This window comes from Rathayibacter sp. AY1B7, assembly GCF_002932735.1.
GTDB lineage: Bacteria > Actinomycetota > Actinomycetes > Actinomycetales > Microbacteriaceae > Rathayibacter.
Window position 1 is genome coordinate 1 of sequence record NZ_PSWK01000014.1, and the last position, 24162, is coordinate 24162.

Below are 24162 nucleotides of genomic sequence, written 5' to 3' on the forward strand. Positions count from 1 at the left end.
CGGTGCTCGGCGAGCGGACGGCGCTGGTGCTGCTCAGCCACGTCGCGTACCGCTCGGGGTTCCTCGCCGACGCCGCGGCGATCACCGCCCAGGCGCACGCTCACACCCGCGCCCGCGCCCCTCACCCCCGCGCCCCTCTTCCCCGCACCCTCCGCCTCCTCCCGCCCGGAGCCCCGCGCATGAGGGTCACCGACACCAGCGACCTGTGGTGGCGCACCGCCGTCTTCTACAACCTCGACGTGAAGACGTTCATGGACTGGGACGACGACGGCGTCGGCGACCTCGAGGGCCTCGTCCACCGGATCGACTACCTGGCCGAGCTCGGCGTCAGCTGCCTCTGGCTCGCGCCGTTCTACCGGTCCCCCGGCCGCGACAACGGCTACGACATCAGCGACTTCTACGGAGTGGACGAGCGCTTCGGGCACCACGGCGACGTCGTCGAGGTGATCCGGACCGCCCACGACCGCAGGATGCGCGTGATCGTCGACCTCGTCGTCAACCACACCTCGGACCAGCACCCCTGGTTCCAGGCCGCCCGCTCCTCCCCCTACAGCCCGTACCGCGACTACTACGTCTGGCGCGACGAGCCGCCCGCCGATCAGCCCGCGAACGTGTTCCCGGACGCGGAGGACGGCGTCTGGTTCCGCGACGAGGAGGCGGGCCAGTACTACCTGCACCACTTCTACCGGCACCAGCCCGACCTCAACACCGAGAACCCGGCCGTGCGCGACGAGATCGCGAAGCTCATCGGGTTCTGGCTGCAGCTGGGCGTCGACGGCTTCCGGGTCGACGCGGTGCCCTACCTGATCGAGCCCGGCGCCCGCGACGAGCACGAGTGGCTGCGCCTGCTGCGCCGCTTCGTCTCGCGGCGCTCCGGCGAGGCGATGCTGCTGGGCGAGGTCAACGTGACCCGCGAGGAGCAGCTCGGCTTCTTCGGCGGCGAGGACGCGGACGAGCTGTCGATGCAGTTCGACTTCATCGGCAACCAGCGCCTCTACCTCGCGCTGGCCCGGGAGGAGGCGGCGCCGCTCGTCGAGGCGCTCGCGAGCCGCCCCGAGATCTCCGTCGGCAGCCAGTGGGCGAACTTCGCGCGCAACCACGACGAGCTCACCCTCGACCAGCTGAGCGACGACGAGCGCGACGAGGTCTTCGCGGCGTTCGCTCCGGAGCAGTCGCAGCGGATCCACGGGCGCGGCATCGTCCGCCGCCTCCCGCCGATGGTCGACGGCGACCCGCGCCGCGTCCGCCTGGTCCACAGCCTGGTCTTCTCGCTGCCCGGGACCCCGGTGCTCTACTACGGCGAGGAGATCGGGATGGGCGAGAACGCCGACATCCCGGGCCGCAGCGCCGTGCGGACCCCGATGCAGTGGAGCAGCGCCGCCAACGGCGGGTTCTCGCGTGCCGACGCCTCCGACCTGATCGCCACCCCTCCCGGCGGCGGCTTCGGACCCGAGCACGTGAACGCGGCCGCGCAGCTCCAGGATCCGGACTCCCTCCTGGCCCACGTGAAGGGCCTCGCCTGGCTGTACCGGCGGTCGCCGGAGATCGGCTGGGGCGAGTACACGCACCTCCCCTGCGACGAGCCGAGCGTGCTCGCGCACCGGATGTCCGCGTCGACCGGCACGACCGTCGCGGTGCACAACCTGGCGTCGAACCCGCGCACGGCGCACCTGACGCTCCCCGACACCCCCGCCGGGGCGCGGCTGGTCGACTCCCTCGGCGGCGAGTCGCTCCCGCTCGGCGAGGACGGCGCCGTGTCGGTACCCCTCGACGGCTACGGCGCGCGCTGGTTCCGCGTGGTCACGGAGGAGTCGCGCCGGCTGGTCTGAGCGGAGGGGCGGGGCTCTTCTCGACAGTCCAGTAGTCGTCGCAGTCGCGCACGAGAGTGACAACTATTGGCGTTTCGAGGGGGGCGGGGCAGGAACGGAGGACGAAGGCACCCACCGCACGAAACGTTACGCACATCGGTCCACAGCATCGTTGACGCCGCAACCCTCCCCCGCCTACCGTGGAGCGCAACGTTTCGCCCCCGCCGCCGCACCAGGAGGATCCGCATGGCCCCCACTCCGCCGAGCCACCGCGTCCTCGCGAGCGGCAGCCGCATCCCCGCCATCGGCGCCGGCACGTTCGGCTCCGACCGCTACGACGCCGAGACCGTCGGCCTCGCGGTCGAGCACTCCCTCCGCGCCGGCTTCCGCCTCCTCGACTGCGCCACCGTCTACGGCAACGAGCCGCGCGTCGGCCGGGCGATCGCCGACTCCGGAGTCGACCGCGACGAGCTCTTCGTCATGTCGAAGATCTGGAACGACGCGCACGAGCCCGCGGCGGCCGTCGCCTCCGTCGAGCGCTCGCTCGCCGACCTCGGCCTCGACGTGCTCGACGCCGTCTTCGTGCACTGGCCCTTCCCGAACCACCACCCGCCGCACGCCGAGACCGACGCTCGCGATCCGCACGCCCGCCCGTACGTCCACGAGGCGTTCCTCGAGACCTGGCGCGCGCTCGAGAGCATGGTCGACCGGGGCCTCGTCCGGCACCTCGGCACCTCCAACGTCACGATCCCCAAGCTCGAGCGGATCCTCGCCGACGTCCGCATCGCCCCGCAGCTGAACGAGATGGAGCTGCACCCCTGCTTCCAGCAGCCGGAGCTGTTCCGCTTCTGCCTCGACCACCGCATCCAGCCGATCGGCTACTCGCCGCTGGGCTCGCCGTCGCGGCCCGAGCGCGATCGGGTGGAGGGCGACATCGTCGACATCGAGCACCCCGCGGTGCGGGCGATCGCCGACGAGCGGGGCGTGCATCCGGCCGTCGTGTGCCTCGCCTGGGCGGTGAACCGCGGCCAGATCCCGATCCCGTTCGCGGTGAAGCCGGAGCAGATCGAGGCGAACCTGGCCGCCGCCTCCCTGGTGCTCACGGCCGAGGAGCAGGAGGCGCTGCGCGGCGCCGAGCGCAACAACCGGCTGATCAAGGGCCAGGTCTTCCTCTGGCCCGGCAGCACCGGCTGGCTCGACCTGTGGGACGCCGACGGCACGATCCCGGGCTGGAGCGGCTACGGCTCGCCCCGCGCCACCCTGTGACGTGGCCACCTACAAGGACCTGCAGCGGCTGACCGGCCTCTCGCTCTCGACCATCTCGAAGCACTACAACGGGCTCCCCGTGCGCCCCGAGAACCGGGCGGCGATCGAGGCGGCGGCCGCCGAGGTCGGCTTCCGCGTCAACGGCTTCGCTCGAGGCCTGCGCTCGCGGCGCTCCCGCACGGTCGGAGTGCTGCTGCCCGCCCTCGACAACGAGTTCCACCTCTCGATCATCGCGGGCCTCGAGCGGGCCCTGCGCGGAGAGGGCATCGGCGTGCTGGTCGGCGTGAGCCGCCCCGAGCCGGGAGCCGCGGTCGACCTGCTGCTCGAGAAGATGGTCGACGGGATCGTGGCGGTGCCGTCCGCGGGCGACGTCGACGCGCTGCGCCGCGCCTCCGAGCAGGGCACCCCCGTGGTGGCCGTCGACTGGATCGACGACGCACTGGTCACCGATCGCGTCGCGCTCGACAACGCGGGCGCCGGCGCCTCCGCCGCCCGCCACCTCCTCGACCACGGCCACCGCTCGATCGCGGTGCTCGGCGGGGAGGACGGAGTGTCCTCCACCCGGGAGCGGACGGCCGGCTTCCTCGCCGCCCTGGCCGAGCGCGGCGTCCACCCCGCCGCCGACGCCGTGGTGCGCGGCCCGCTGACGGTCGAGAGCGGGGTCGCCGCCGTCGAGCGGGTCCTCGCTCTGAGCCCCCGGCCGACCGCCCTGTTCGCGAGCAACCGCGAGCTGACGGTCGGCGCCCTGATCGCCCTCGGCGACTCCGGACTGCGCGTGCCGACGGACCTCTCCGTCGTCGGCTTCGACAACGTCGAGCTGGCCCGCGTGGTCCGCCCGCACCTGACCACGATCGCCCAGCCGACGGAGGCGATCGCCGCCGAGGCCGCCGCCCTCGTCCGCCTCCGCCTCGACTCCGGGGCGGAGCAGCCCGGCCCCCAGGAGCGGAGGCTCCCCGGCCGCCTGCTCGCCGGCTCGTCCGTCGCCCACCTCCACGACCTCTAGGAGCTCCTCTTGCTGACCACGACCCTCCTCCACCCCGAGATCCTGCACGCGCTCGCCCGCGCGGGCCACGGCTCCCGCGTCCTCATCGCCGACGGCAACTACCCCGTCGGCACCACGCTCGGACCGAACTCCGCCCTGGTGCACCTGAACCTCCGGCCCGACATGCTGACCGTCGACGAGATCCTCGACGCCCTGCTCTCGGCGATCGTCGTCGAGGAGGCGACGGTCATGACCCCCGCGCCCGGGATCGACGTCCCCGCGCAGGACGCCTTCCGCCGATCCCTCGACGGCGTCCCCTTCACCTCGCTCGAGCGGCACGCCTTCTACGCCGAAGCGCGCACCCCCGACGTCGCGCTCACGATCGCCTCGGGCGACCGCCGCATCTACGCGAACCTCATCCTCACGATCGGCGTGCGCCCGGCCGACGCGTCCTGAGCGGGCGGGCGGGCGGGGCGTCGCCCCGCCCGACCCACTCCCTGAGAGTCCACGAGGCGTTCTCACGGCCGGCATCCCTACTCTGGTCGGCGTGGATCTCGACACCCTCCTCAACATCGGCCTCGTCGTGCTGTTCGTCCTCCTCGGAGGCGTCTTCGCGGGCACCGAGATGGCCATCGTCAGCCTCCGCGAGAGCCAGGTCCGCGCGATCGAGGCCGGCAGCGAGCGCGGCCGGCGCATCGCCGAGCTCGTCCGCAACCCCAACACGTTCCTCTCCGCGGTCCAGATCGGCGTCACGCTCGCCGGCTTCTTCTCCTCGGCGTACGGCGCCTCGACCATCGCGCCCGACCTCGTGCCGCCGCTGCAGTCGCTCGGCCTCTCGGCCTCCGCCGCCTCGACCGTCGCCCTGATCCTGATGACCCTCGTCATCGCGTACCTCTCCCTGGTGCTGGGCGAGCTGGTCCCCAAGCGCCTGGCGATGCAGAAGTCCGTCGCGTTCACCAAGGCCCTCGCACCCCCGCTCAACGCCCTCGCGCGCCTGATGCGCCCCGTGATCTGGCTGCTGTCCGTCTCGACCGACGCCGTCGTCCGCCTCCTCGGCGCCGACCCGCGCGAGAAGGGCGAGAGCGTCTCGGCCGACGAGGTGCGCGACATGATCTCCAGCAATACCGAGATCCACGAGGACAGCCGCCGGCTGCTCACCGACATCTTCCGCGCGGACGACCGCCGCGTCGCCGAGGTGATGCGCCCGCGGCCGGACGTCGACTTCCTCCGCGGCGCGCTCAGCGTGGCCGAGGGCTACGCGGCGGTCCTCGACCAGCCGCACTCGCGCTACCCGGTGGTCGGCGACGACTTCGACGACGTGCTCGGCTTCGTCCACGTGCGCGACCTGATGTCCGCGTTCCCGGAGGCGGGTCGCGCCGGCACCGCGAGCAGCGTCGCCGACATCACCCGCCCGATCCTCGCGGTCCCCGGCACGACGAAGGTGCTCGCGGCCCTGCGCACCATGCGCCAGGACGGCCACCAGATCGCCGTCGTCATCGACGAGTACGGGGGAACCGACGGCATCATCACGCTGGAGGACCTGCTCGAGGAGCTCGTCGGCGAGATCTACGACGAGTACGACGGCGCCCGCCAGGCGGTCGACGCGAAGGCGGCCGAGCAGCTGCACGACGTCGACGGCGGGATGATCCTCGAGGACCTGGCGGAGCAGCTGGGCATCGAGCTGCCCGAGGGTCCGTACGAGACGGTCGGCGGATTCGTCCTCGACAGGATCGGCCGTGTGGCCGTCGTGGGCGACTCCGTGCTCGTCGGCGACCACCTGCTCCGCGTGGCCGAGACGGACCGCTACCGCATCTCGCGGCTGACCCTCGTGCCGCAGCCCGCGTCGGAGCCGAGCCCGCCGACGGCGCCCGCCGTCTGACGGGCGACCGGCCGCGCCTAGGGCAGAGGGCCCTCCACCCAGCGCGTGGCGGCGCGGCCGCGGGCTCCGGGCTGCGCGATCCACAGTCCGCCGGCGTGCGGATGACGCGCCCGCTCGTCCGCCGAGAGGTCGCGTGATGCGGAGGTGACGACCGCGATGTCCAGGTCCTCGCCCGCGAAGGCGATGCTGGAGGAGTGCGGGGCGTCGATCCTGATGCCCTCGCCCTCGACCGGGCTGCCGTCGGCCTCGAACACCCGGACGCCGCTCCCGCCCCAGACCGCGACCCACACGCGGCCGTCGGCGTCCACGGTCAGTCCGTCGGCGAACACGCCCTCCTCGAGCTCAACGAAGGGCTCGCGCGGGCCGTGCTCGGCGTCCGCGTAGGAGCGGCGGTGGATCACGCCCGACTCGGTGTCGGCCGAGTACAGCACAGAGCCGTCCGGCGAGAAGCCGAGTCCGTTCGAGAGCCGCAGGTCGTCGTCGAGCACGGTGACGGACCCGTCGTGCTCGATGCGCAGCAGGACGTCGTCGCCCGCCGACTCGCCGAGGGTCAGCGAGCCGACCAGGAGGCGCCCCTGCTGGTCGATCGTGCCGTCGTTGAAGCGGTGCCCCTCCGGCAGCAGCTCGGAGCCGCGCGTGAGGGAGCCGTCGACCTCCAGGATCGCGAGCCGCCGGGTCAGCGCGACGAGCGTCCGCCCGTCGCCCAGGGGCAGCGCGGCGCCGACCTGCTCGCCGACGTCGGTGCGCGAGATCGCTCCGATCCCCTCCGCGGTGACGGGGGCGGACAGGACCGCGCCGGCCTCGATGTCGACCCAGGTGAGGCGGGCGGTGTCCGGATCCCAGACGGGCCCCTCGCTGAGGACGTAGGTGGGGGTGCCCGCGGGCGTCGCGTCGATCATGCCTCCACGCTAGGCGGAGGAGGCGGGCGGTGTCAGGCCCCGCGGGACGGATCCGGGCTCGCGTCCACCGCGCCTCGCTCCGGATCCGGACCGATGAGCTCCGCGCCGCGCTCCGCCCCCGGGTGGGCACCGGTCCCCGGAATACACCCGCTCGGCGGTCCGTGACAAGGGGTGAATAGCCCGGCGATATGGAGCCGCCCGCGGGTCTAGTGTCGTCTCGCCGCGCTCGGGACAGCGTTCCTCCGCAACGACGCCGGGGCGACAGGAAGGCGCTCGCCATGTCGACATCCACCAGTCCGCGCGGCCCGGTCCGGAGCCTCGTGCCCGCCCGCATCGACAGGCTCCCCTGGACCCGCTTCCACTGGTCGATCGTCGTCGGCCTCGGCTTCTCGTGGGTGCTGGACGGCCTCGAGATCCAGATCGTCGCCTCCGCCGGCTTCGCGAAGGAGTTCGGGCTCTCGGCCTTCGAGGTCGGCCTGCTCGGCACGATCTACCTGTGCGGCCAGATCGCGGGCGCCCTGATCTTCGGGCGGCTGAGCGACAAGCTCGGGCGGCGCAAGCTGTTCATCCTGACGCTCGTCATCTACCTGGTCGCCAGCGGCCTGGCGGGGCTCGCGCCGAACTACGTCTTCCTCGCCGTGTTCCGCTTCTTCGCGGGCATGGGGATCGGCGGCGAGTACGCGGCGATCAACTCCGCGATCGACGAGCTCATCCCCTCCAAGTACCGCGGCCGCGTCGACATCGCGATCAACGGCACCTACTGGGGCGGCGCGGCTCTGGGTTCCGCGGCCAACCTGTTCTTCCTGAACGACGCGCTCTTCGCCGAGAACGTCGGCTGGCGCCTCGGCTTCTTCCTCGGCCCGATCCTCGGACTGGCGATCATCTACCTCCGCCGCCACATCCCCGAGAGCCCGCGCTGGCTGATGACGCACGGCCGCGAGGAGGAGGCGGAGCGCACCGTCGACGAGATCGAGCGCCGGGTGGAGGCGGAGGGCGGCGTGCTCGAGCCGGTCGACGACGCGAAGGCGATCACCGTGAAGGCGACGGAGAGCATCCCGTTCCGCACCATCGCCCGGGTGCTGCTGCGGCAGTACCCGAAGCGGACGCTGGTGGGCGCGACGATGATGATCACCCAGTCGTTCCTCTACAACGCGATCTTCTTCACCTACGCGCTGGTGCTCGAGAACTTCTACGGAGTCGAGCAGAGCGCGATCTCGTACTTCTTCTTCCCGTTCGCGATCGGCAACCTCGTCGGGCCGCTGGTGCTCGGCCATTTGTTCGACGTGTGGGGCCGGCGGAAGATGATCTTCCTCACCTACGGTGTCTCGGGAGCGGTCCTGGCCGTCTCGGCGGTCCTCTTCAGCATGGACGTCCTGACCGCGACGACGCAGACGATCCTCTGGTGCGTGTCGTTCTTCTTCGCCTCCGCGGGAGCCTCGAGCGCCTACCTCACCGTGAGCGAGATCTTCCCGCTCGAGCTGCGCAGCCAGGCGATCTCGTACTTCTTCACCCTCGGCCAGATCGCCGGAGCGGTCGCCCCCGCCCTCTACGGCGCCCTGATCGGCGACGGCAGCGACCGCGGCCCGCTGACGATCGGCTACTTCGTCGGCGCCGCCGTGATGATCCTCGGCGGCGTGATCGCCCTGATCTTCGGCGTCGACGCCGAGCGCCGCAGCCTCGAGAGCATCACCGAGCCCCTGTCGACCGTGAAGTCCTGAGGGCGGATCGCCGCGAGGCCGTGAGCAGTCCCGCGGCGTCTCGGAGCCGGCGTCTCGGGGCCGGCGTGGGCCGGCGTCAGTGGGCCGGGCGGTAGCCGGTCCGGTCGTCGGGGGTGATCGAGCGGAGGACGCGGGCGGGGACGCCGGCCGCGATGGTGAGCGGAGGGACGTCGCGGGTGACGACGCTGCCCGAGCCGATCACGGCCCCGTCGCCGATGGTGACGCCCTGGTTGATCGTGACGCCGCCGCCGATCCAGACGCCGTCGCCGACGACGACCGGCTTCGCAGTGCAGGCGCCGGCGGCGCGCTCGGCCGGGTCGAGGGCGTGGTTCGACGTGTAGATCGCGACGCGGGGGCCGAACAGCACGTCGTCGCCGATCGTGATGGGGGCGCCGTCGAGCAGGATGCAGTCGAAGTTCGCGTAGAAGCGGTCGCCGATCGTGATGTTGAACCCGAACTCGCAGCGGAACGTCGGCTCGAGGTGCGCGTCCGCGCCCACCGAGGCGACGAGCTCGCGGAGCAGAGCCTCCCGCTCGACCGGGGGACGCCCGAAGCTCGCGTTGTACGCGTTCGAGGCGAGGACCGCCCGCTCGCGCGCGGCGACCAGCTCGGGGGTCATGTCGTCGTACACGGCGCCGGTCAGGATGTGCGCGCGCTGGTCCTCGAGGGTCATCGTCGTCCGTTCGTCGGTGTCGGCGCCCCGACGGGCGCCCGCCGCCCACGCTACGGGGCCGCCGCGCGCCGGGACACCGCCTCCTCCGCCGACGCACCGCTCCTGCAGCGATGACTCGATGACGGAGCGGCGTCTCGGCGCCATCCCGCAGCAGGAGCGGCACCTCCGCGCCGCCACTCCCCCGCCGCGCAGCAGGCGTCAGCCCACGTGCACGCCCGGCCGGCGGTCGCGGCGGGACTCCGCGCGGCGGAGGACCTCGCGGGTGACGGGGGCGACCTCGCCGGTGCCGGTGATGAGGAAGCGGAACATGTTCGAGATGGGGCCGCCCTCGGTCCACTCGAAGTAGACGTCCGGGATCACGCCGGTGAGGTCGCGGATCTCGAGCAGCACCGTGGCGATGGTGTTCGGGATGTTGCCGCTGGTCACCGTGAGCACGCGGAAGCCGTGGCAGACGCGGCCCTGCACGACCAGGTCCTCCTCGAAGTCGGAGGAGTCGGTGGTGTGCACCTCGAGGAAGAGCACCGGGCCGCGCATCGGCAGGTTGCTGTCGCGCTGCTCCTCCGCCAGCTTGTCCCGGTACTCCGCCTCGGAGCCGTCGTCGGGCTCGTTCGCGAGGATGCGGATCACGCCGTAGTCGTCGGCGTCCGTGGTGAGGAAGTCGATCGCGGCGGCGTCGAACACCACGGAGGTGGCGCGCAGCTGGAACGAGCGGTGCACGCGCGAGACGAGCGAGACCGCGAGGATGCCGACGATGAAGACCGCCGCGATCCTCACGCCGTCGGGCCTCTCGACCACGTTCACGACCGTCGTGTAGACGAAGACCAGCGCGATGACCGCGAAGCCCACGGCGCGCTTGCGCTGCTTCCTGCGCTTCGCCGAGAGGAACACGGCGACGGACGCGGAGGTGATCAGCACCAGCACGCCGGTCGCGTAGGCGCCGCCCTGCGCGTCGACGTCGGCGCGGAAGAGGATCGTGATGACGAAGGCCACGACGGTGAAGACCAGCACGAGCGGACGGACGGCGCCGGCCCACTGCGGCGCCATGCCGTAGCGGGGCAGGTAGCGCGGGACGATGTTGAGCAGGCCGGCCAGCGCGGAGGCGCCCGCGAACCAGAGGATGCAGATCGTCGCGACGTCGTAGACCGTGCCGAAGCCCTCGCCGAGGTACTCGTGCGCGAGGTAGGCCAGCGCGCGGCCGTTGGCCTCGCCGCCCGGCTGGAACTGCGCCTGCGGGATGAGCAGCGTGGTGACGAAGCTCGAGGTGATGAGGAACGCCGACATCGTGACGGCGGCGGTGATGAGCAGCCGCTTCGCCCCGCGGATGCGGCCGACGGGGGCGTCCTCGGTGTCGCCCGCGTCGCCGCGGATCTGCGGCATGACCGCGACCCCGGTCTCGAAGCCGGAGAGCCCGAGCGCGAGCTTGGGGAACACGATGAGCGCGATGCCGACCATGATCAGCGGATTCCCGTGCTGGGTCGTGAGCGCCGACCACCAGTCGCCGATGACGACGGGGTTCTCGGCCACGTGCCCGATCGCCACGGCGATCACGATCGCGTTGAGCAGGAGGAACACGGCCACGAGCACGACCGCGATCGAGATGGCCTCGCGGAACCCGCGGAGGAACACGATCCCCAGCAGGGCGATCAGCCCCAGCGTGAGCGGCACCTCCGCCCCGTGGAACCAGGCGGGGGCGAACGGGTTCTCGACCGCGTGCGCCGTCGCGTCGGCCGCCGAGAGGGTGATCGTGATCATGAAGTCGGTGGCCGCGAACCCCAGCAGCACCAGCACAAAGAGCTTGCCGCCCCACCAGGGCAGCAGGCGCTCGAGCATCGCGATCGACCCCTCGCCGCGGAAGCTCTCGCGGGCCACGCGGCGGTAGACGGGGAGCGCGCCGAGGAGGGTCAGCACCACCAGGACGATCGTCGCGAGCGGCGAGACCAGGCCGGCGGCGAGCGCCGCGATCGCCGGCTGGTAGCCGAGGGTGGAGAAGTAGTCGACACCCGTGAGGCACATGACGCGCCACCAGGAGTGCGTCCTGCCGGTGGCCGCGTGGGGGCCGGGGTGGGCTCCGGAGTCGTCGCGGAGGCCCTCGAGGAGCCACGCCTTCACCCCGCCCGCGCGCGCGGAGGAGAGAGGGGAGGGTTCGAGGGCGTCGGGGTCGCCACGGACGACGGAAGAGGTCACTGGATGTTTCTACTCGCCGTGAGGAGCGCGCCCGCCCGGAATGAGCGGATCCTCACGCTTTCCTCACGGGTAATCGGCTGGGGAGGGACGTCGACGCGCGATCCCGCGTCGTGAGGGGGTCGTGAGCCTCGCGCGAGCGGACCGTGCGGATCGGCCCGGTACGCGTCCGCGTTCCGTCAGGATCCCCTCCCACCTGCCGTCGCGGGCCGACGATGGCGCTCGTGCACCTGCTCCTCCGCCTCCTCGACGCCGGCCCCCGCTGGGGCCGCCACACCGTCGGTGCGAGCCGGTACGGCGTCGTCCGGAGCGAGCTCATCGTCTTCGCGCCCGGCATCTCCGTCGAGGAGCGGAGGCGCCTCCGCCTGCACGCGGCCGGTCCGCAGCTGGTCGTGGCCGTGACGGCCGCCGGCGCCGTCGGGACGCTCGCGCTCGACCGGCTGCCTCTCCTCCTGCTGGCCGCGCTCGCCCTGCCGACCGCGTCGCTCCTGCTCCTCTCGGCCCGCTCGACCCGCCGCCTCCGCCGGGCCTGCGCCCGCCGGCTCGTGATCGCGGACGTCGACTCCCCCGCCGTCGCCGAGCAGGCGGCGATCGCGGCCGCGCTGCGGCGGGCCGACCGGCTGCTCGACGCCGGCGTCCTCACTCCGCTCGAGCACGAGGAGGTGTGGGCCTGCGCCCACGACCGGGTCGCGGGCCGCGTGGCTGACCGCCGCTCCCAGCCCCGGGCGGGAGGATCGGGGACGTCCGCCACCGATGGGAGCCCCTCATGACCACACCGCGCCGCGCACTGATCCTCGTCGACGTGCAGCAGGAGTACTTCAGCGGTCCGCTCGAGATCCAGTACCCGCCGCACGCGCAGTCGCTGCCGAGGATCGCCGCCGCCCTCGACTCCGCCGCCGCCGCGGGCCTCCCGATCGCCGTCGTCCAGCACAGCGCGGGCGAGGGAGCGCCGATCTTCGACCCGTCGGGTCCGTCCTTCGCCCTGCACCCGGAGATCGAGAAGCGCCGCTCGGACTCGTGGAAGAACGTCACGAAGCAGTTCGGCACGGTCTTCGCGGGGACCGACCTGCTCGACTGGCTCCGCGAGCACGACGTCGACACGATCACCCTCGTCGGCTACATGACCAACAACTGCATCCTCGCCTCGGCCGCCGAGGCCGAGACGCACGGGCTCCGCGCCGAGGTCCTCTCGGACGCGACGGGCGCGATCGCGATCGCGAACGACGCCGGCTCGATCGACGCGCACTCCCTGCACACCACGCTGATGGCGCTGCTCAATTCGAACTTCGCCGCCGTCGCCCCGACCACCGTCTGGATCTCGGCGCTGAAGGGCGAGTACACGCTCCCCATGAGCAGCCTGCCCGAGTCGGCGACGGCGGGCGCCGCTCGCTGACGGGCACTCCTCCGGACGGATCGGCCGGCTCTACTCTCGGTGCATGGCCCTTCTGCACCGTGCGACGATCACCCCCGGGAAGCTCGAGATCGTGGAGGCATGGGCGCCGACGCAGCCCTGGTGCGAGGGCGGCGGATTCACGCAGCTCGGCGCCTACCGGTTCGACGACCCCGATGGCGAGGTGGGAGTGGAGACGCTGATCGTCCAGTCGTCCGGGCAGCCGCCGCTCCAGGTGCCGCTGACCTACCGCGGCTCGCCTCTCGCCGGCGGTGACGCGCATCTCCTCGCGACCGTCGAGCATACCGTCCTCGGTCGTCGCTGGGTCTACGACGGTGCCGGCGACCCCGTCGCGATCGCCGCCTTCGCCACGGCGATCCGCACCGGCGCCCGGGAGGTCGAGCAGCATTTCGAGGAGGACGGGCAGCGCATCGTCCGCCCGCCGACCGCGACGGTGCAGGGCAGCGGATCAGGCGCCGGAGCGTCCGGGCCGCCGTCGACGGTGCTCGTCCGCAGCGACGCACGGACCACCACGACCTCGGCCGACGGTCTGACGCTCGTCCTCGCGCGGGTCCTCGCGCCGCCGTTCCTCGAGGGCGAGGAGCGGCTGACCGGCAGGTGGAGCGAGGCGCTCCCCGTCACCCTCGCCGTCCTGGCCTGAACCGGCTCCGGTGGTCCGCCGCCCTCCGTCGCCCGGGTCGTGGGCGACGGACGGCGGCGCGCTCCGGGAGGACCTGCTCAGTGGCCGCGCAGTGCCGCGACGGTCCGAGTGGGACTAGTCGTTCAGGTGCGCGATGGCGTAGTCGGCCTCGTCGCTCGTGAACTGCTCCCCGTACTCGCTGGTCAGCTGATCGCGGATGGCCTCCGGCGCCATCGCCATCTGGGCCTGGTAGTCCTTGGCCTTCGCCAGCGCGTTGGCGTTCCAGTCGGCGGAGACGGTGTCCACCGCGTACTGCGCGGCCTCGGGCGAGAACTGCTCACCGTACTCGGAGGTGAGCTGGCCGTACAGGCCCGCCTTGCTCATGTGGAGCATCTCGGAGTAGCTCTGCGCCTTGATGAGTGCCGAGGCGAACTCGGGCGAGACCTGCGCAGCAGCCGCCGTCTCGACAGGCGCCGGGGCAGGGGCGACCGTCTCGACGGGTGCGGGCTCCGCCGTCTCGACGGGTGCGGGCTCCGCCGTCTCGACGACCTCCGCCTCCTCCGTGGCCGGCACGACGGGAGCGGTCGTGGGCTCGGACGACTCGACGATCACGGCCGCCGGGCGGTCGCTCGAGGCGGAGTTCACGGCGGCTCCGAAGCCGATCGTCGTCAGGAGCGAGGCGAGGACGGCCAGACCGCCGAGGACGACGCCGGTGATCGACATCGCCTTCGACTGACCGCGGCGGAGGGCGAGGATGCCCAGGACGACGGCGGCGATCCCGACGAGTGCTCCGAAGACCGGCACGAGGCCGACGAGGAACGCGACGATGCCGACGACGAGTGCGGCGATGGCGAGGCCGGCCGGGCCGGTCGCGCGGGGGCGGGGAGGGAGGGTCGCCGTGCCGTAGGCGGGGCCTGCGGCGGGTTGGTCGGGGGACGAGGGCGGGGTGTTCTCCGGCGGGAGAGGTGTGCTCATCGCGCGAGTATCGCAGAGCGGCGACGGCCTGCCGCGACATCGAGACGTCCCGTCTCAACACGTCCCTCCCCCTCCCGCGGGATGCCGTTCGGGCACGCCGGACACAGCGTGTCGCGGACCGGAACGGCATCTCGCGGGGGGAGGACGGTGCGCCTCAGCGCAGCGACTCGAGCACGGCCTCCAGCTCGTCGACGGCGAAGTCGATCTCGGCGGCGGTGACCACCAGCGGCGGCGCCACGCGGATGGTCGAGCCGTGCGTGTCCTTGGCCAGCACTCCGCGGGCCATCAGGGCCTCGCAGACGGCGCGGCCCGAGGCGAGCCGCGGGTCGATGTCGATGCCGGCCCAGAGTCCGGCGCCGCGGACGGCGACCACTCCGCGGCCGATCAGCGCCTCGAGGCGGGCGTGCAGCTGGGCGCCGCGCTCGCGGGCGAGGGCCTGGTACTCGCCGGTCGCGAGCATCTCGACGACCGCGAGGCCGACGGCCGCGGCGAGCGGGTTGCCGCCGAAGGTGGAGCCGTGCTGGCCCGGCTGCAGGACGCCGAGCACGTCGGCGTCCGCGACCACGGCCGAGACGGGGACGATGCCGCCGCCGAGCGCCTTGCCGAGCAGGTAGACGTCGGGGACGACTCCGACCAGGTCGCAGGCGAAGGTGGCGCCGGTGCGGCCGAGGCCGGACTGGATCTCGTCCGCGATGAAGAGGACGTTGCGGCGCGCGGTGATCTCGCGGACGGCCGGGAGGTAGTCGGCCGGCGGCACGACGATGCCCGCCTCGCCCTGGATCGGCTCGATCAGCACGGCGACGGTGTCGTCGTCGATCGCGGCCTCGAGGGCCTCCGCGTCCCCGAACGGGACCGTGCGGAATCCGGGCGTGAACGGAGCGAAGCCGTCGCGCGCCTCCGCGTCGTCGCTGAACGAGATGATCGTGGTCGTGCGGCCGTGGAAGTTGCCCGCCGCGACGACGATGTTCGCCCGGCCCGGAGCGACGCCCTTGACCCGGTAGCCCCAGGCGCGGGCGACCTTGATGCCCGACTCGACCGCCTCCGCGCCCGTGTTCATCGGCAGGACCATGTCCTTGCCGGCGAGCGCGGCGAGCGCCGTGACGAACGGGCCGAGGCGGTCGTTGTGGAACGCGCGGCTGGTCAGGGTGACGCGGCCGAGCTGCTCGCGGGCCGCCTCCAGCAGCACCGGGTGCGAGTGGCCGAAGTTCACGGCGGAGTAGGCGGCGAGGCAGTCGAGGTAGCGGACGCCCTCGACGTCGGTGATCCAGGCGCCCTCGCCGGTGGCCGCGACGACGGGCAGCGGGTGGTAGTTGTGGGCGGCGTGCTCCTCCTCCGCGGCGATGAGGGCGGCGGAGCGGGCGGTGTCGGTGTCGGTGATGCTCATGTCGTTCCTCCTGAGGGGACGATCGACTCTCCAGGAGTCGTCGCACTCGGCGTCGAGTGCGACGGATCGTGGACAGTGGAGGGTGGGTCGGCGCTGCTGATCGCCGACCACGGGGAGTGGGTCAGCGGCGCAGCTCGAGGGTGCAGCACTTCACGCCGCCGCCGCCGAGCAGCAGCTCGGACAGGTCGACGCCGATCGGGTTGTAGCCGCGCTCGCGCAGCTGGCGCTCGAAGCCCGTCGCACGGGACGCGATGACGACATTGAGGCCGTCGGAGAAGGAGTTCAGCCCGAGCACGGACGCGTCCTCCTCCGAGACGAGGATCGCGTCGGGGTAGAGCTCGCGGAGGGTGCGGTTGCCCTCCTCGCTGAACGCGCTCGGAAGGTAGGCGATGTTCGTGTCGTCGAGCACGGCGATCGCGGTGTCGAGGTGGTAGAACGACGGGTTCACGAGCTCGAGCGTGACGACCTCGCGGCCGAAGACGCGGGCGACCTCGGCGTGCGAGTCGGAGGCGGAGCGGAAGCCCGTGCCGGCGAGGATCCGCTCGCCGACGAGGAGGAAGTCGCCCTCGCCCTCGTTGACCTCCTCGGGGACGCGGACGTCGAAGCCGGCCGAGCGGAACCAGTCCATGTACGCCGGGCCCTCGGGCTGGCGCTCGGGGTAGGTGAAGGAGGCGCCGTAGGCGATGCCGTCGATCACGAATCCGCCGTTGGCCGCGTAGACCATGTCCGGCAGTCCGGCCTCGGGCTCGATCAGCTCGATCGTGAAGCCCAGATCGGCGTAGGTGTCGTAGAGGGTCTGCCACTGCCGGACGGCGAGGGAGGTGTCGGTGGGGACCTGCGGGTCCATCCACGGATTGATGCGGTAGACGACGGTGAAGTGCTCGGGACGGCACATCAGGATCGTCTTCGCGACGGGGGTTCGGGCGGGTGCCTCGGCGAGCACGGCGGTATCGGTCATTCGAGTCCTCCTGCGAAAGGATGCGGATGAGCGGACCGGGTCCAGTGGCTCCGTGCCCCGCGCATGACGCAGCGGGATGGAGCACGCTCGCGCCCAGTCTTGCACGCGCCGATCGTGCGGTTCTCGCCGTGGGGCGCACGGAACGCGCGTGGACAGCAGGTGCGGCGCGGGAAACCGCCGCGGCTCTCGCGCGGGGCGCTGTGATGCCGTCGCGGCTCCTTTCTCTCGCCCTCAGGCAGGGGCTTTCGAAGGGACGTCGTTGCGCCTCTCGGGGAGAAGGCCTTCTCCCTCTCGCCTGTCATCGCGCTGATGACATCTGTCGAATCCGTCGAATTCCGCCCTGAATGGGGGACTTAGTGCAGCGATAAGCGGCATGGGACGATCCCTCCGGCCCGACAGTCGTCGGCCTTCTCGCTCCGACGAATCCGGATGCCCTCCTCCATGCGAACGAAGACCCTCAGCGTCTCCCTTTTCCTCGCCCTGCTCCTCTCCCTCTTCGTCGCGACCCCGGCCCAGGCCGCAGGATCGCCGGCCGCGCCGACGAACGTGACCGTGACCGACAACGACTGCACCGATGCGGTCACCGTCTCCTGGACGCCGTCCGCGTCGGCGACGGCCGGATATCGGATCCACGTATATGCCAGAGATACGGACTACTACGGCGAGGGCTACTACAGCACTTACTCGCTGAGTCTCATCGAGACGGGACGGACCACGAACGCGACGCTCGATCTCCCCCGTTCGTACGACGACTACTACTTCCAGGTGTCCAGCGTGTCCGACTTCCGCGCACCCTTCACGGGCGGCGCGGACGGCGAACCGCTCGCCGCATCTTCCAGTCAGAGCGCGCCCATCGAGGCAACGTTCCGCCACTTCTGGAACGTTCCCGCACCCGGCAACGTGAGCGTCGCGGCGGACCCGTCCGTCTATCTCGCATCCGCCCGCTGGGCGCGACCGGCCGCGAACGGCCAAGCCTGCAACTTCGACGAGTACCACTACACGATCGACGATCTCTCGTCGTCCGACGACCCGTCCGACCACGGCTACTTCGACGGCAGCATCCCCGTCTCGGACGCGTCCATCGACTTCCCCTACCTGCCTGTCCACAGGTACGAGTTCTGCATCTGGGCGTCTTCGCAGGACGAGCGATCCTACGATTCGGAATACCGCTCCTATTCCGACTCCCCTGTCTCCTGCACCTCGTTCGGAGCCGAGCCGTCGGCCCCGGATGCGCCGGGCGGGCTTCGCGCCTACCCGTCGGGCACCTCCATCACCCTTACCTGGAATCCCACGTACTACGACGGCGGCAGCCCCATCACGGGCTACAGAGTCAGCCGCAACGGCACCGACGCGGCCGGCAGCGGCCCCTGGTCGACCGTCGTCTCGGCCGACCGCCGCTCGCAGACCTTCACGAACCTCCGGCCCAACACGTCCTACACCTTCACCGTCCAGGCCATCAACGCGCTCGGCACCAGTTCCCCGACGACCTTCGTCCAGACCGCTGACCCCTACGTCGCCCCCTCCGTTCCCACGCGCGTCGCCGGCACCACGAACGACAGCGTGCGATCCGCGACGATCTCCTGGGCGCCTCCGGAGTCGGCCGGCAACCCGGCGATCACCGGCTACCGCGTCTCGCGCAACGGCGTCGACAACGCGGGCGCCGGTCCGTGGTCGACGACGGTCGCCGCCACCGCCCGCTCCTTCACGTTCACGCACCTGGCGGCGGGCGCCACCTACACGATGAGCGTCAGCGCGATCAACGCCGGAGGCGACAGCGGGGCGGCATCGACCGTCGTGCGCATCGGCGGCACCGCCCTCACCGCCGCGACGCCGACCGTCACCGGCACCGCCGCGGTCGGCTCGACGCTCACGGCGAGCGCCGGCACCTGGGGTCCCTCCCCCGTGGCACTCGCGTACCAGTGGCGCGCGAACGGCACCGCGATCAGCGGGGCGACCGGCACCACGTACCGTCCGGTCGCGGGCGACGCGGGCAGGGTGATCACCGTCGCCGTCACGGGCTCGAAGTCGGGCTACGTCTCGACCACGCGGGTCTCCTCCGGGACCGCTGCCGTGACCGGCGGCGCGATCACCGCCGCGACGCCGACCATCAGCGGCACGGCGAAGGTCGGCTCGACCCTCACCGCGAAGCCCGGCACCTGGGGTCCCTCCCCCGTCGCCCTCGCCTACCAGTGGAAGGCGAACGGCACCGCTCTGAGCGGGGCGACGTCCGCGACGTACACGCCGACCGGCGCCACTCTCGGCAAGACGATCACCGTGACGGTCACGGGGTCGAAGTCCGGATTCACCGCTGTTACGAAGACCTCCGCGAAGACGAGCGCCGTGGTGGCGGGCACCCTCTCCGCCGCGACCCCGACGATCACCGGCACCGCGAAGGTCGGCTCCACCCTGACCGCCAAGCCGGGCACGTGGGGTCCCTCGCCGGTGGCCCTCACCTACCAGTGGAAAGCGAACGGCACCGCGATCTCCGGGGCGACCTCCGCCACCTACAAGCCGACCAGCGCCACGGTGGGGAAGAAGATCACGGTGACCGTCACCGGCAAGAAGGCCGACTACACAACGGCGACGCGCACCTCCGCCGCCACCGCAGCGGTCGTCAAGTAGGGGATCCGACCCGGGTCGCCGGGGGAGCCTGCTCGCGCGGACTCCTCCGGCGGCCCCGGGAATCCACCACCACCGTCCCCCGGACGGGGGCCCATCCCGCCGACACCCGCCCTCGCCCGGAGGCGGGCGGCGGCTAGCATTCAGACACCGTGTCCGCCGCGGCCTCCCGCGGATCCTGCCGAAAGGCCCGCCGTGCCCGCACGCCCCCTCGCCGCGATCGGCGTCTCCGCTCTCCTGCTGGCCGGCCTCGCCGCCGGTCCAGCCGTCGCCGCCCCCGATCTCCCGGGCGCGAGCGCCGCGCAGGAGGCGGCCGCCGAGGTCGTCCTGTCCGGCACCATCGCGCTCCGCGACGCCGATGAGGAGCACCCCGCCCCCGAGAACCCGTACTTCTACGTCCAGGTCGAGGACGCCGAAGGGGACGTGGTCGCCCAGGCGAACACGGGCGCGGACTTCTCCCTCCCCGTTCCCGGCGGCGAGCCCCTCACCGTCCGCGCGAACCTGATCGGCAGCGACGACTGGTACCCGACCTGGTTCGGCGACACCCCGGTCGCCGAGGCCGCGAGGACGACCCGGGGGACCGACGAGTCCGTCGCCATCTCCCTCCTGCGCAGCGCCGAGCTGTCCGGATCGGTCACCGCCGACGCGGTCCCGGGCGTCTCCTCCCCCTCCTTCGACGTGCAGGCCTGGTGGGTCGACGGAGGGACGTACTCGCTGCTCGACACCGTCCCCGTCACCGGAGCCCCCGGCGCCGCCCGCGCGTGGGACACGGGCGACCTCGCCCTGCCCGCCGGCGACTACCTCCTGCGCCTCGTGGAGCCGGGGTACCCCGCCTACGACGACCAGTACTTCTCGCGCCTGGCCCGCCTCGACGAGCGCGCGGTCGTCTCTGTGCCGCCGGGCGGCCGCAGCGGCATCGACTTCTTCCCGTCCGCCTACTCCTCCGACGTCGCCCGCCTCGCCGGGACCGACCGGTACGCGACCGCCGTCGCGGTGACCGCCTCCGGATTCGCCGACGGCGCCCCCGTCGTCTACCTCGCCAGCGGAGCGAACTGGCCGGACGCGCTGAGCGCCGGCCCCGCCGCCGCGAAGCAGGGCGGCGCCCTCCTGCTCACCGACCCGAGCGTCCTGCCCGCCGTGGTGGCGGCCGAGCTGCGCCGCCTCGCCCCGCAGCGGATCGTCGTGGTCGGCAGCGCCCTCTCCGTGAGCGAGTCGGTACTCCAGCAGGTGAAGGCCCTCGGGATCCCGACCGAGCGCATCGAGGGCATCGACCGCTACGACACCTCGCGCCGGATCGTCGAGGACGCCTTCCCCGACGGCAGCTACGAGAACGTCTTCGTCGCGACCGGCACCAACTTCCCGGACGCCCTCTCGGTCGCGCCGATCGCCGGCCGCCGCGCCGAGCCCGTCCTCCTCGTCGACGGCGCCCGCTCGCGCCTCGACCAGCCGACCCGTGACACCCTCGCCGGACTCGACCCCTCCTCCGTGCAGCTGCTCGGCGGTGCGCCGTCGATCTCGACCGCCGTGGAGGCCGACCTCCGCGCCGCGAAGATCGCCGACACCGTGTCGCGCATCGCCGGGACGGACCGCCACGACACCAGCCGACACCTCAACGACGTCTTCCCGCCGTCCGAGCTGGGCGACACCGTCTACCTCGCGACCGCCACCGGCTTCGCCGACGCGCTGGCCGTCGGCCCGGTCGCCGCGAAGCAGGGCGCCCCGCTCTACCTCAGCGAGCCGACCTGCCTGCCGCGCAGCACCCGTGTGAAGATGCAGGGCCACGACCTCGATCAGGTGCTGCTCCTCGGCAGCCCCCTGACCCTGTCGGCGCAGGTGCGCTCGCTGTCCGCCTGCTGAGACCCGAGACGCACCGCACGAGCCCTGGAGATCCATGAGCGCCACCGCCGACCGTCCCCTCCTCGTCGGCATCGAGACCGGGGGCACGAAGGTCGTCGCGGCGGTCGCCGACGCCGCTGATCCCGAGCGGATCCTCGCGACGACGACCCTGCCGACCCGCGGGCCCGCCGAGACTCTCGCCGATCTGGCCGGCTTCGTCAGCGGCCACGGAGTCGACGGCACCGTCGCCGCGGTCGGCGTCGCCTCCTTCGGCCCGCTCGACATCGATCCCGGCTCGCCGACCTACGGGCACCTCACCTCTACGCCGAAGCTCGGCTGGGAGGGCACCGACGTCCTCGGCCCGATCGGCGCGGCCGCACCGGGCGCCCGGCTCGCGCTGGTCACCGACGTCAACGGAGCCGCCCTGGGCGAGGCCCGCTGGGGCGCCGGGGCCGGAGTCGACGACTTCGTCTACCTGACCGTCGGCACCGGAGTCGGCGGCGGCGTGATCGCGGGCGGACGGCTCCTCGCCGGCAGCGGCTGGCCCGAGGTCGCGCACCTGCTGCCCCGCCGCCACCCCGAGGACGGCTTCGCCGGCACCTGCCCGTTCCACGGCGACTGCCTCGAGGGCCTGGTCGCCGGTCCCGCGATCTCGGCGCGCTGGGGCGTCGACGGCTCCCGCCTCGGCACCGAGGAGGCGGCCGCGAACCTCCGCTTCAGCTCCTACTACCTCGCGCAGCTGGTCACGACGCTCGCCTACGTCGCGGGCGTGCGGCTCGCGGTCGTCGGCGGAGGCGTGTCGAAGACGCCGGGGCTCGTCCCCGCGGTCGAGGCCGAGGTCGAGCGGCTGATGGGCGCGCCCGGAGCGACGGGGACGGGCGGCGGGCGGATCCGCATCGTGCGCCCGGCCCTCGGCGACGAGTCCGGGGTGCGCGGGGCGATCTCGCTGGCGGAGTCCCTGCTCGCCTGAGCTCTACCCTCGTCCCATGAGCGACCGACCCGTCGACCCCTCCGCCCCCGACTCCGGTCGCGACGAGACGGTGGAGGAGCGATCCGACCGCAACTGGAACGAGATCCTGCAGGAGCTGCGGGTCGTGCAGACCGGCACGCAGATCCTGGGCGGCTTCCTGCTGACGCTGTGCTTCCAGCAGCGCTTCGCCGACCTCGCGCCGCCCGACGTGGCGCTCTACCTCGTGCTCGTCCTGCTCGCCGCGTGCGTCACGATCCTGGCGCTGGCGCCCGTCATCGCCCACCGGCTGCTGTTCCAGCGGCGGAGGAAGGCCGAGCTGGTGCGGTTCGGCAACCGGGTGGTCACGGTGTGCCTCGCGGCGGGATCGCTGCTGTTCGTCGGAGTCGTGGGCTTCGTGTTCGACGTCGTGCTGGGCGGGCCGGCAGGCCTCTGGGCGGGCGGAGGCGTGCTGCTGCTGCTCGCCGTGGTCTGGGCGACCGCGCCGGTCCTCCTGCGGAGGCGCTGAGGGCGGCGGAGTCTGCCCGCCCCTCCCCCGCGAGTCAACGGGGTACCCGGGTCCGCCACGCTCTTCCTACCGTGGCCGCGAGGCGCGCACCGCGCCGACGCGAGAGGAGCACCATGACCGACCGGACCGAGCAGCCGCAGGAGAACCCGCAGAACCACGACCACGTCGACGACGCGGGCGTCGACAAGCCCTCGCAGGCCGAGGGCGACGACACCGAGGGATCGGCCGGCTGATCGCCGCCTCGATCCCCGTCCTCCCCGCGGTCGACAGCAGCGCGGCCGTCCTCGCCGACGGCTACTTCTTCGGGACGCGGCGCTTCGACGACGTGGGCGCGGACGCGTTCCGCACCCGGATCCTCGGACGGCCCGTGATCATGGCGCGCGGCATCGAGGCGGCGCGCTTCTTCTACGAGGGCGGGCGCTTCGACCGCGAGGGCGCGCTGCCCGGCTCCGTGCTGCACCTCCTGCAGGACGAGGGCAGCGTGCAGACCCTCGAGGACGAGCCGCACCGGAGGCGGAAGCGCATGTTCCTGGATCTGGTGGAGACGCCCGAGCAGCGGTCGAGGCTGGTCTCGGCCTTCGCGCGGGAGTGGCAGGCGTCCGCCGCCCGGCTGACCGGCGAGCGGGTCCGCCTCCAGGACGTCGCCGCGGAGGTCCTGGGCCGCGCGGTCCTGTCCTGGGCCGGCATCGAGGCCGACGAGGAGGAGGTGCTGCGGCGCACGGACGAGCTCCGGGCGATGATCGACAACGCCGGGCGCTTCGGCCCGCCCAACTGGGCCGCGCGACTCCGCCGCCGCTCGACCGAGCGGTGGGCGCGCGGCCTGATCGAGGCGAGCCGGACGGCCGGACCCTCCCCGACTCCCCTGCACCGGATCGCGCACGAGAAGGAGGACGGCGGCCTCCTCCCCGTCGAGGTCGCCGCGGTGGAGCTGATCAACCTGCTGCGGCCCACGGTCGCGGTGGGGCGCTTCGTGGTGCTGGCGGCGCTCGCGCTGCACCGGCATCCGGAGTGGCGGGAGCGGCTCGCCGACCAGGAGGAGCGCGTCGCGTTCGCGAACGAGGTGCGGCGCTTCTACCCGTTCTTCCCGATGGTCGGAGGAAGGGCCCGCCGGGAGCTGGACTTCCGCGGCGAGACGCTTCCCGCGGGGCAGTGGATGCTGCTCGACCTCTACGCGACGGACCACGGCTCGCACTGGGAGGTGCCGGGCCGCTTCGATCCGGAGCGGTTCCGGTCGCCGGTCGACCGCAACGGCTTCATCGCCCAGGGCGGCGGGCACTACGGAGGCGACCACCGGTGCCCGGGCGAGCCGGCGACCGTCGACCTGCTGTCCGCGGCGCTGGAGCTCCTGGCCGCGGGGCACCCGTACGACGTCGAGGACGGGCAGGATCTGCGCGTGAGCCTGCAGAGCTTCCCGACCGGGCCGGAGGACGGCTTCGTGGTGAGGTTCCGCTAGGGGCGGGCGGGCTCGGCTCGCGGCCT

At 72.6% G+C, this 24162-nt stretch carries 20 protein-coding genes; 14 read left to right on the top strand and 6 right to left on the bottom strand.

Going from position 1 to position 24162, the window contains the following annotated elements; all coding sequences use genetic code 11:
* Positions 1-179: 179 nt before the first annotated feature.
* From C5C95_RS09195 to C5C95_RS09215, 5 genes are all read left to right on the top strand, one after another.
* Positions 180-1829: an alpha-amylase family protein gene (locus C5C95_RS09195; protein WP_104324317.1), complete on the top strand. Its 1650-nt coding sequence runs from the start codon at positions 180-182 to the stop codon at positions 1827-1829.
* A 225-nt stretch (positions 1830-2054) separates the two neighbouring features.
* Complete coding sequence (locus C5C95_RS09200; RefSeq protein ID WP_104324286.1) at positions 2055-3074, top strand: aldo/keto reductase; 1020 nt, start codon at positions 2055-2057, stop codon at positions 3072-3074.
* A gap of 1 nt (position 3075) precedes the next feature.
* The gene (locus C5C95_RS09205; protein ID WP_104324287.1) at positions 3076-4077 is read left to right on the top strand and encodes a LacI family DNA-binding transcriptional regulator; all 1002 of its coding nucleotides are present in this window, start codon (positions 3076-3078) and stop codon (positions 4075-4077) included.
* A 9-nt stretch (positions 4078-4086) separates the two neighbouring features.
* Positions 4087-4512 (top strand): RbsD/FucU family protein, encoded by a 426-nt coding sequence (locus C5C95_RS09210; RefSeq protein WP_104225080.1) that lies wholly within the window; start codon positions 4087-4089, stop codon positions 4510-4512.
* Positions 4513-4603: 91 nt separating this feature from the next.
* Positions 4604-5935: a hemolysin family protein gene (locus tag C5C95_RS09215; protein WP_104233863.1), complete on the top strand. Its 1332-nt coding sequence runs from the start codon at positions 4604-4606 to the stop codon at positions 5933-5935.
* Between the two features lie 17 nt (positions 5936-5952).
* On the opposite strand, the gene C5C95_RS09220 is transcribed toward C5C95_RS09215, so the two are convergent.
* Positions 5953-6834 carry an SMP-30/gluconolactonase/LRE family protein gene (locus tag C5C95_RS09220; protein ID WP_104324288.1) on the bottom strand — a complete coding sequence of 294 codons (882 nt, stop codon included), beginning with the start codon at positions 6832-6834 and terminating at the stop codon, positions 5953-5955.
* A gap of 278 nt (positions 6835-7112) precedes the next feature.
* Here C5C95_RS09220 and C5C95_RS09225 point away from each other — a divergent pair, with 278 nt between their 5' ends.
* Positions 7113-8552: an MFS transporter gene (locus tag C5C95_RS09225; RefSeq protein ID WP_104225083.1), complete on the top strand. Its 1440-nt coding sequence runs from the start codon at positions 7113-7115 to the stop codon at positions 8550-8552.
* A gap of 76 nt (positions 8553-8628) precedes the next feature.
* Here C5C95_RS09225 and C5C95_RS09230 read toward each other — a convergent pair whose 3' ends face one another.
* Positions 8629-9225 (bottom strand): sugar O-acetyltransferase, encoded by a 597-nt coding sequence (locus C5C95_RS09230; RefSeq protein WP_104258293.1) that lies wholly within the window; start codon positions 9223-9225, stop codon positions 8629-8631.
* Positions 9226-9423: 198 nt separating this feature from the next.
* Positions 9424-11409, bottom strand: coding sequence for an amino acid permease (locus tag C5C95_RS09235; RefSeq protein ID WP_374953291.1), 1986 nt, complete (start codon positions 11407-11409; stop codon positions 9424-9426).
* A gap of 221 nt (positions 11410-11630) precedes the next feature.
* Between C5C95_RS09235 and C5C95_RS09240 the strand changes: the two genes are divergently transcribed.
* Genes C5C95_RS09240 through C5C95_RS09250 form a run of 3 tightly spaced genes read left to right on the top strand, consistent with a single transcriptional unit; the run spans position 11631 to position 13457 of the window.
* Positions 11631-12176 carry a DUF6611 family protein gene (locus tag C5C95_RS09240; RefSeq protein ID WP_146087066.1) on the top strand — a complete coding sequence of 182 codons (546 nt, stop codon included), beginning with the start codon at positions 11631-11633 and terminating at the stop codon, positions 12174-12176.
* Positions 12173-12799 (top strand): isochorismatase family protein, encoded by a 627-nt coding sequence (locus C5C95_RS09245; RefSeq protein ID WP_104233860.1) that lies wholly within the window; start codon positions 12173-12175, stop codon positions 12797-12799. Before C5C95_RS09240 ends, C5C95_RS09245 begins: the two co-directional genes overlap by 4 nt.
* Positions 12800-12842: 43 nt before the next feature.
* Positions 12843-13457, top strand: coding sequence for a hypothetical protein (locus C5C95_RS09250; protein WP_104315744.1), 615 nt, complete (start codon positions 12843-12845; stop codon positions 13455-13457).
* A gap of 114 nt (positions 13458-13571) precedes the next feature.
* Here the strand turns inward: C5C95_RS09250 and C5C95_RS09255 are convergent, their stop codons facing one another.
* From C5C95_RS09255 to ddaH, 3 genes are all read right to left on the bottom strand, one after another.
* On the bottom strand, positions 13572-14411 hold the full coding sequence (locus C5C95_RS09255) for an Ltp family lipoprotein (RefSeq protein WP_104292544.1): 840 nt from the start codon (positions 14409-14411) through the stop codon (positions 13572-13574).
* Positions 14412-14565: 154 nt separating this feature from the next.
* Positions 14566-15795 (bottom strand): ornithine--oxo-acid transaminase, encoded by a 1230-nt coding sequence (rocD, locus tag C5C95_RS09260; protein WP_181125630.1) that lies wholly within the window; start codon positions 15793-15795, stop codon positions 14566-14568.
* A gap of 121 nt (positions 15796-15916) precedes the next feature.
* Complete coding sequence (ddaH, locus tag C5C95_RS09265) at positions 15917-16753, bottom strand: dimethylargininase (protein WP_104226838.1); 837 nt, start codon at positions 16751-16753, stop codon at positions 15917-15919.
* Between the two features lie 441 nt (positions 16754-17194).
* On the opposite strand from ddaH, the gene C5C95_RS09270 reads away from it, so the two are divergent.
* The 5 genes from C5C95_RS09270 (at position 17195) to C5C95_RS09290 (ending at position 24136) form a co-directional block, all read left to right on the top strand.
* On the top strand, positions 17195-19375 hold the full coding sequence (locus tag C5C95_RS09270) for a fibronectin type III domain-containing protein (protein WP_181125632.1): 2181 nt from the start codon (positions 17195-17197) through the stop codon (positions 19373-19375).
* A gap of 192 nt (positions 19376-19567) precedes the next feature.
* A complete protein-coding gene (locus C5C95_RS09275) occupies positions 19568-21229 on the top strand; it encodes a cell wall-binding repeat-containing protein (protein ID WP_104324291.1) in 1662 nt (553 codons plus the stop codon).
* A 34-nt stretch (positions 21230-21263) separates the two neighbouring features.
* Complete coding sequence (locus C5C95_RS09280) at positions 21264-22178, top strand: ROK family protein (RefSeq protein WP_104247415.1); 915 nt, start codon at positions 21264-21266, stop codon at positions 22176-22178.
* A gap of 16 nt (positions 22179-22194) precedes the next feature.
* Positions 22195-22683 carry a DUF6328 family protein gene (locus C5C95_RS09285; protein ID WP_104223741.1) on the top strand — a complete coding sequence of 163 codons (489 nt, stop codon included), beginning with the start codon at positions 22195-22197 and terminating at the stop codon, positions 22681-22683.
* Between the two features lie 325 nt (positions 22684-23008).
* Positions 23009-24136 carry a cytochrome P450 gene (locus C5C95_RS09290; RefSeq protein ID WP_104273210.1) on the top strand — a complete coding sequence of 376 codons (1128 nt, stop codon included), beginning with the start codon at positions 23009-23011 and terminating at the stop codon, positions 24134-24136.
* The last annotated feature ends 26 nt before the right edge of the window (positions 24137-24162 follow it).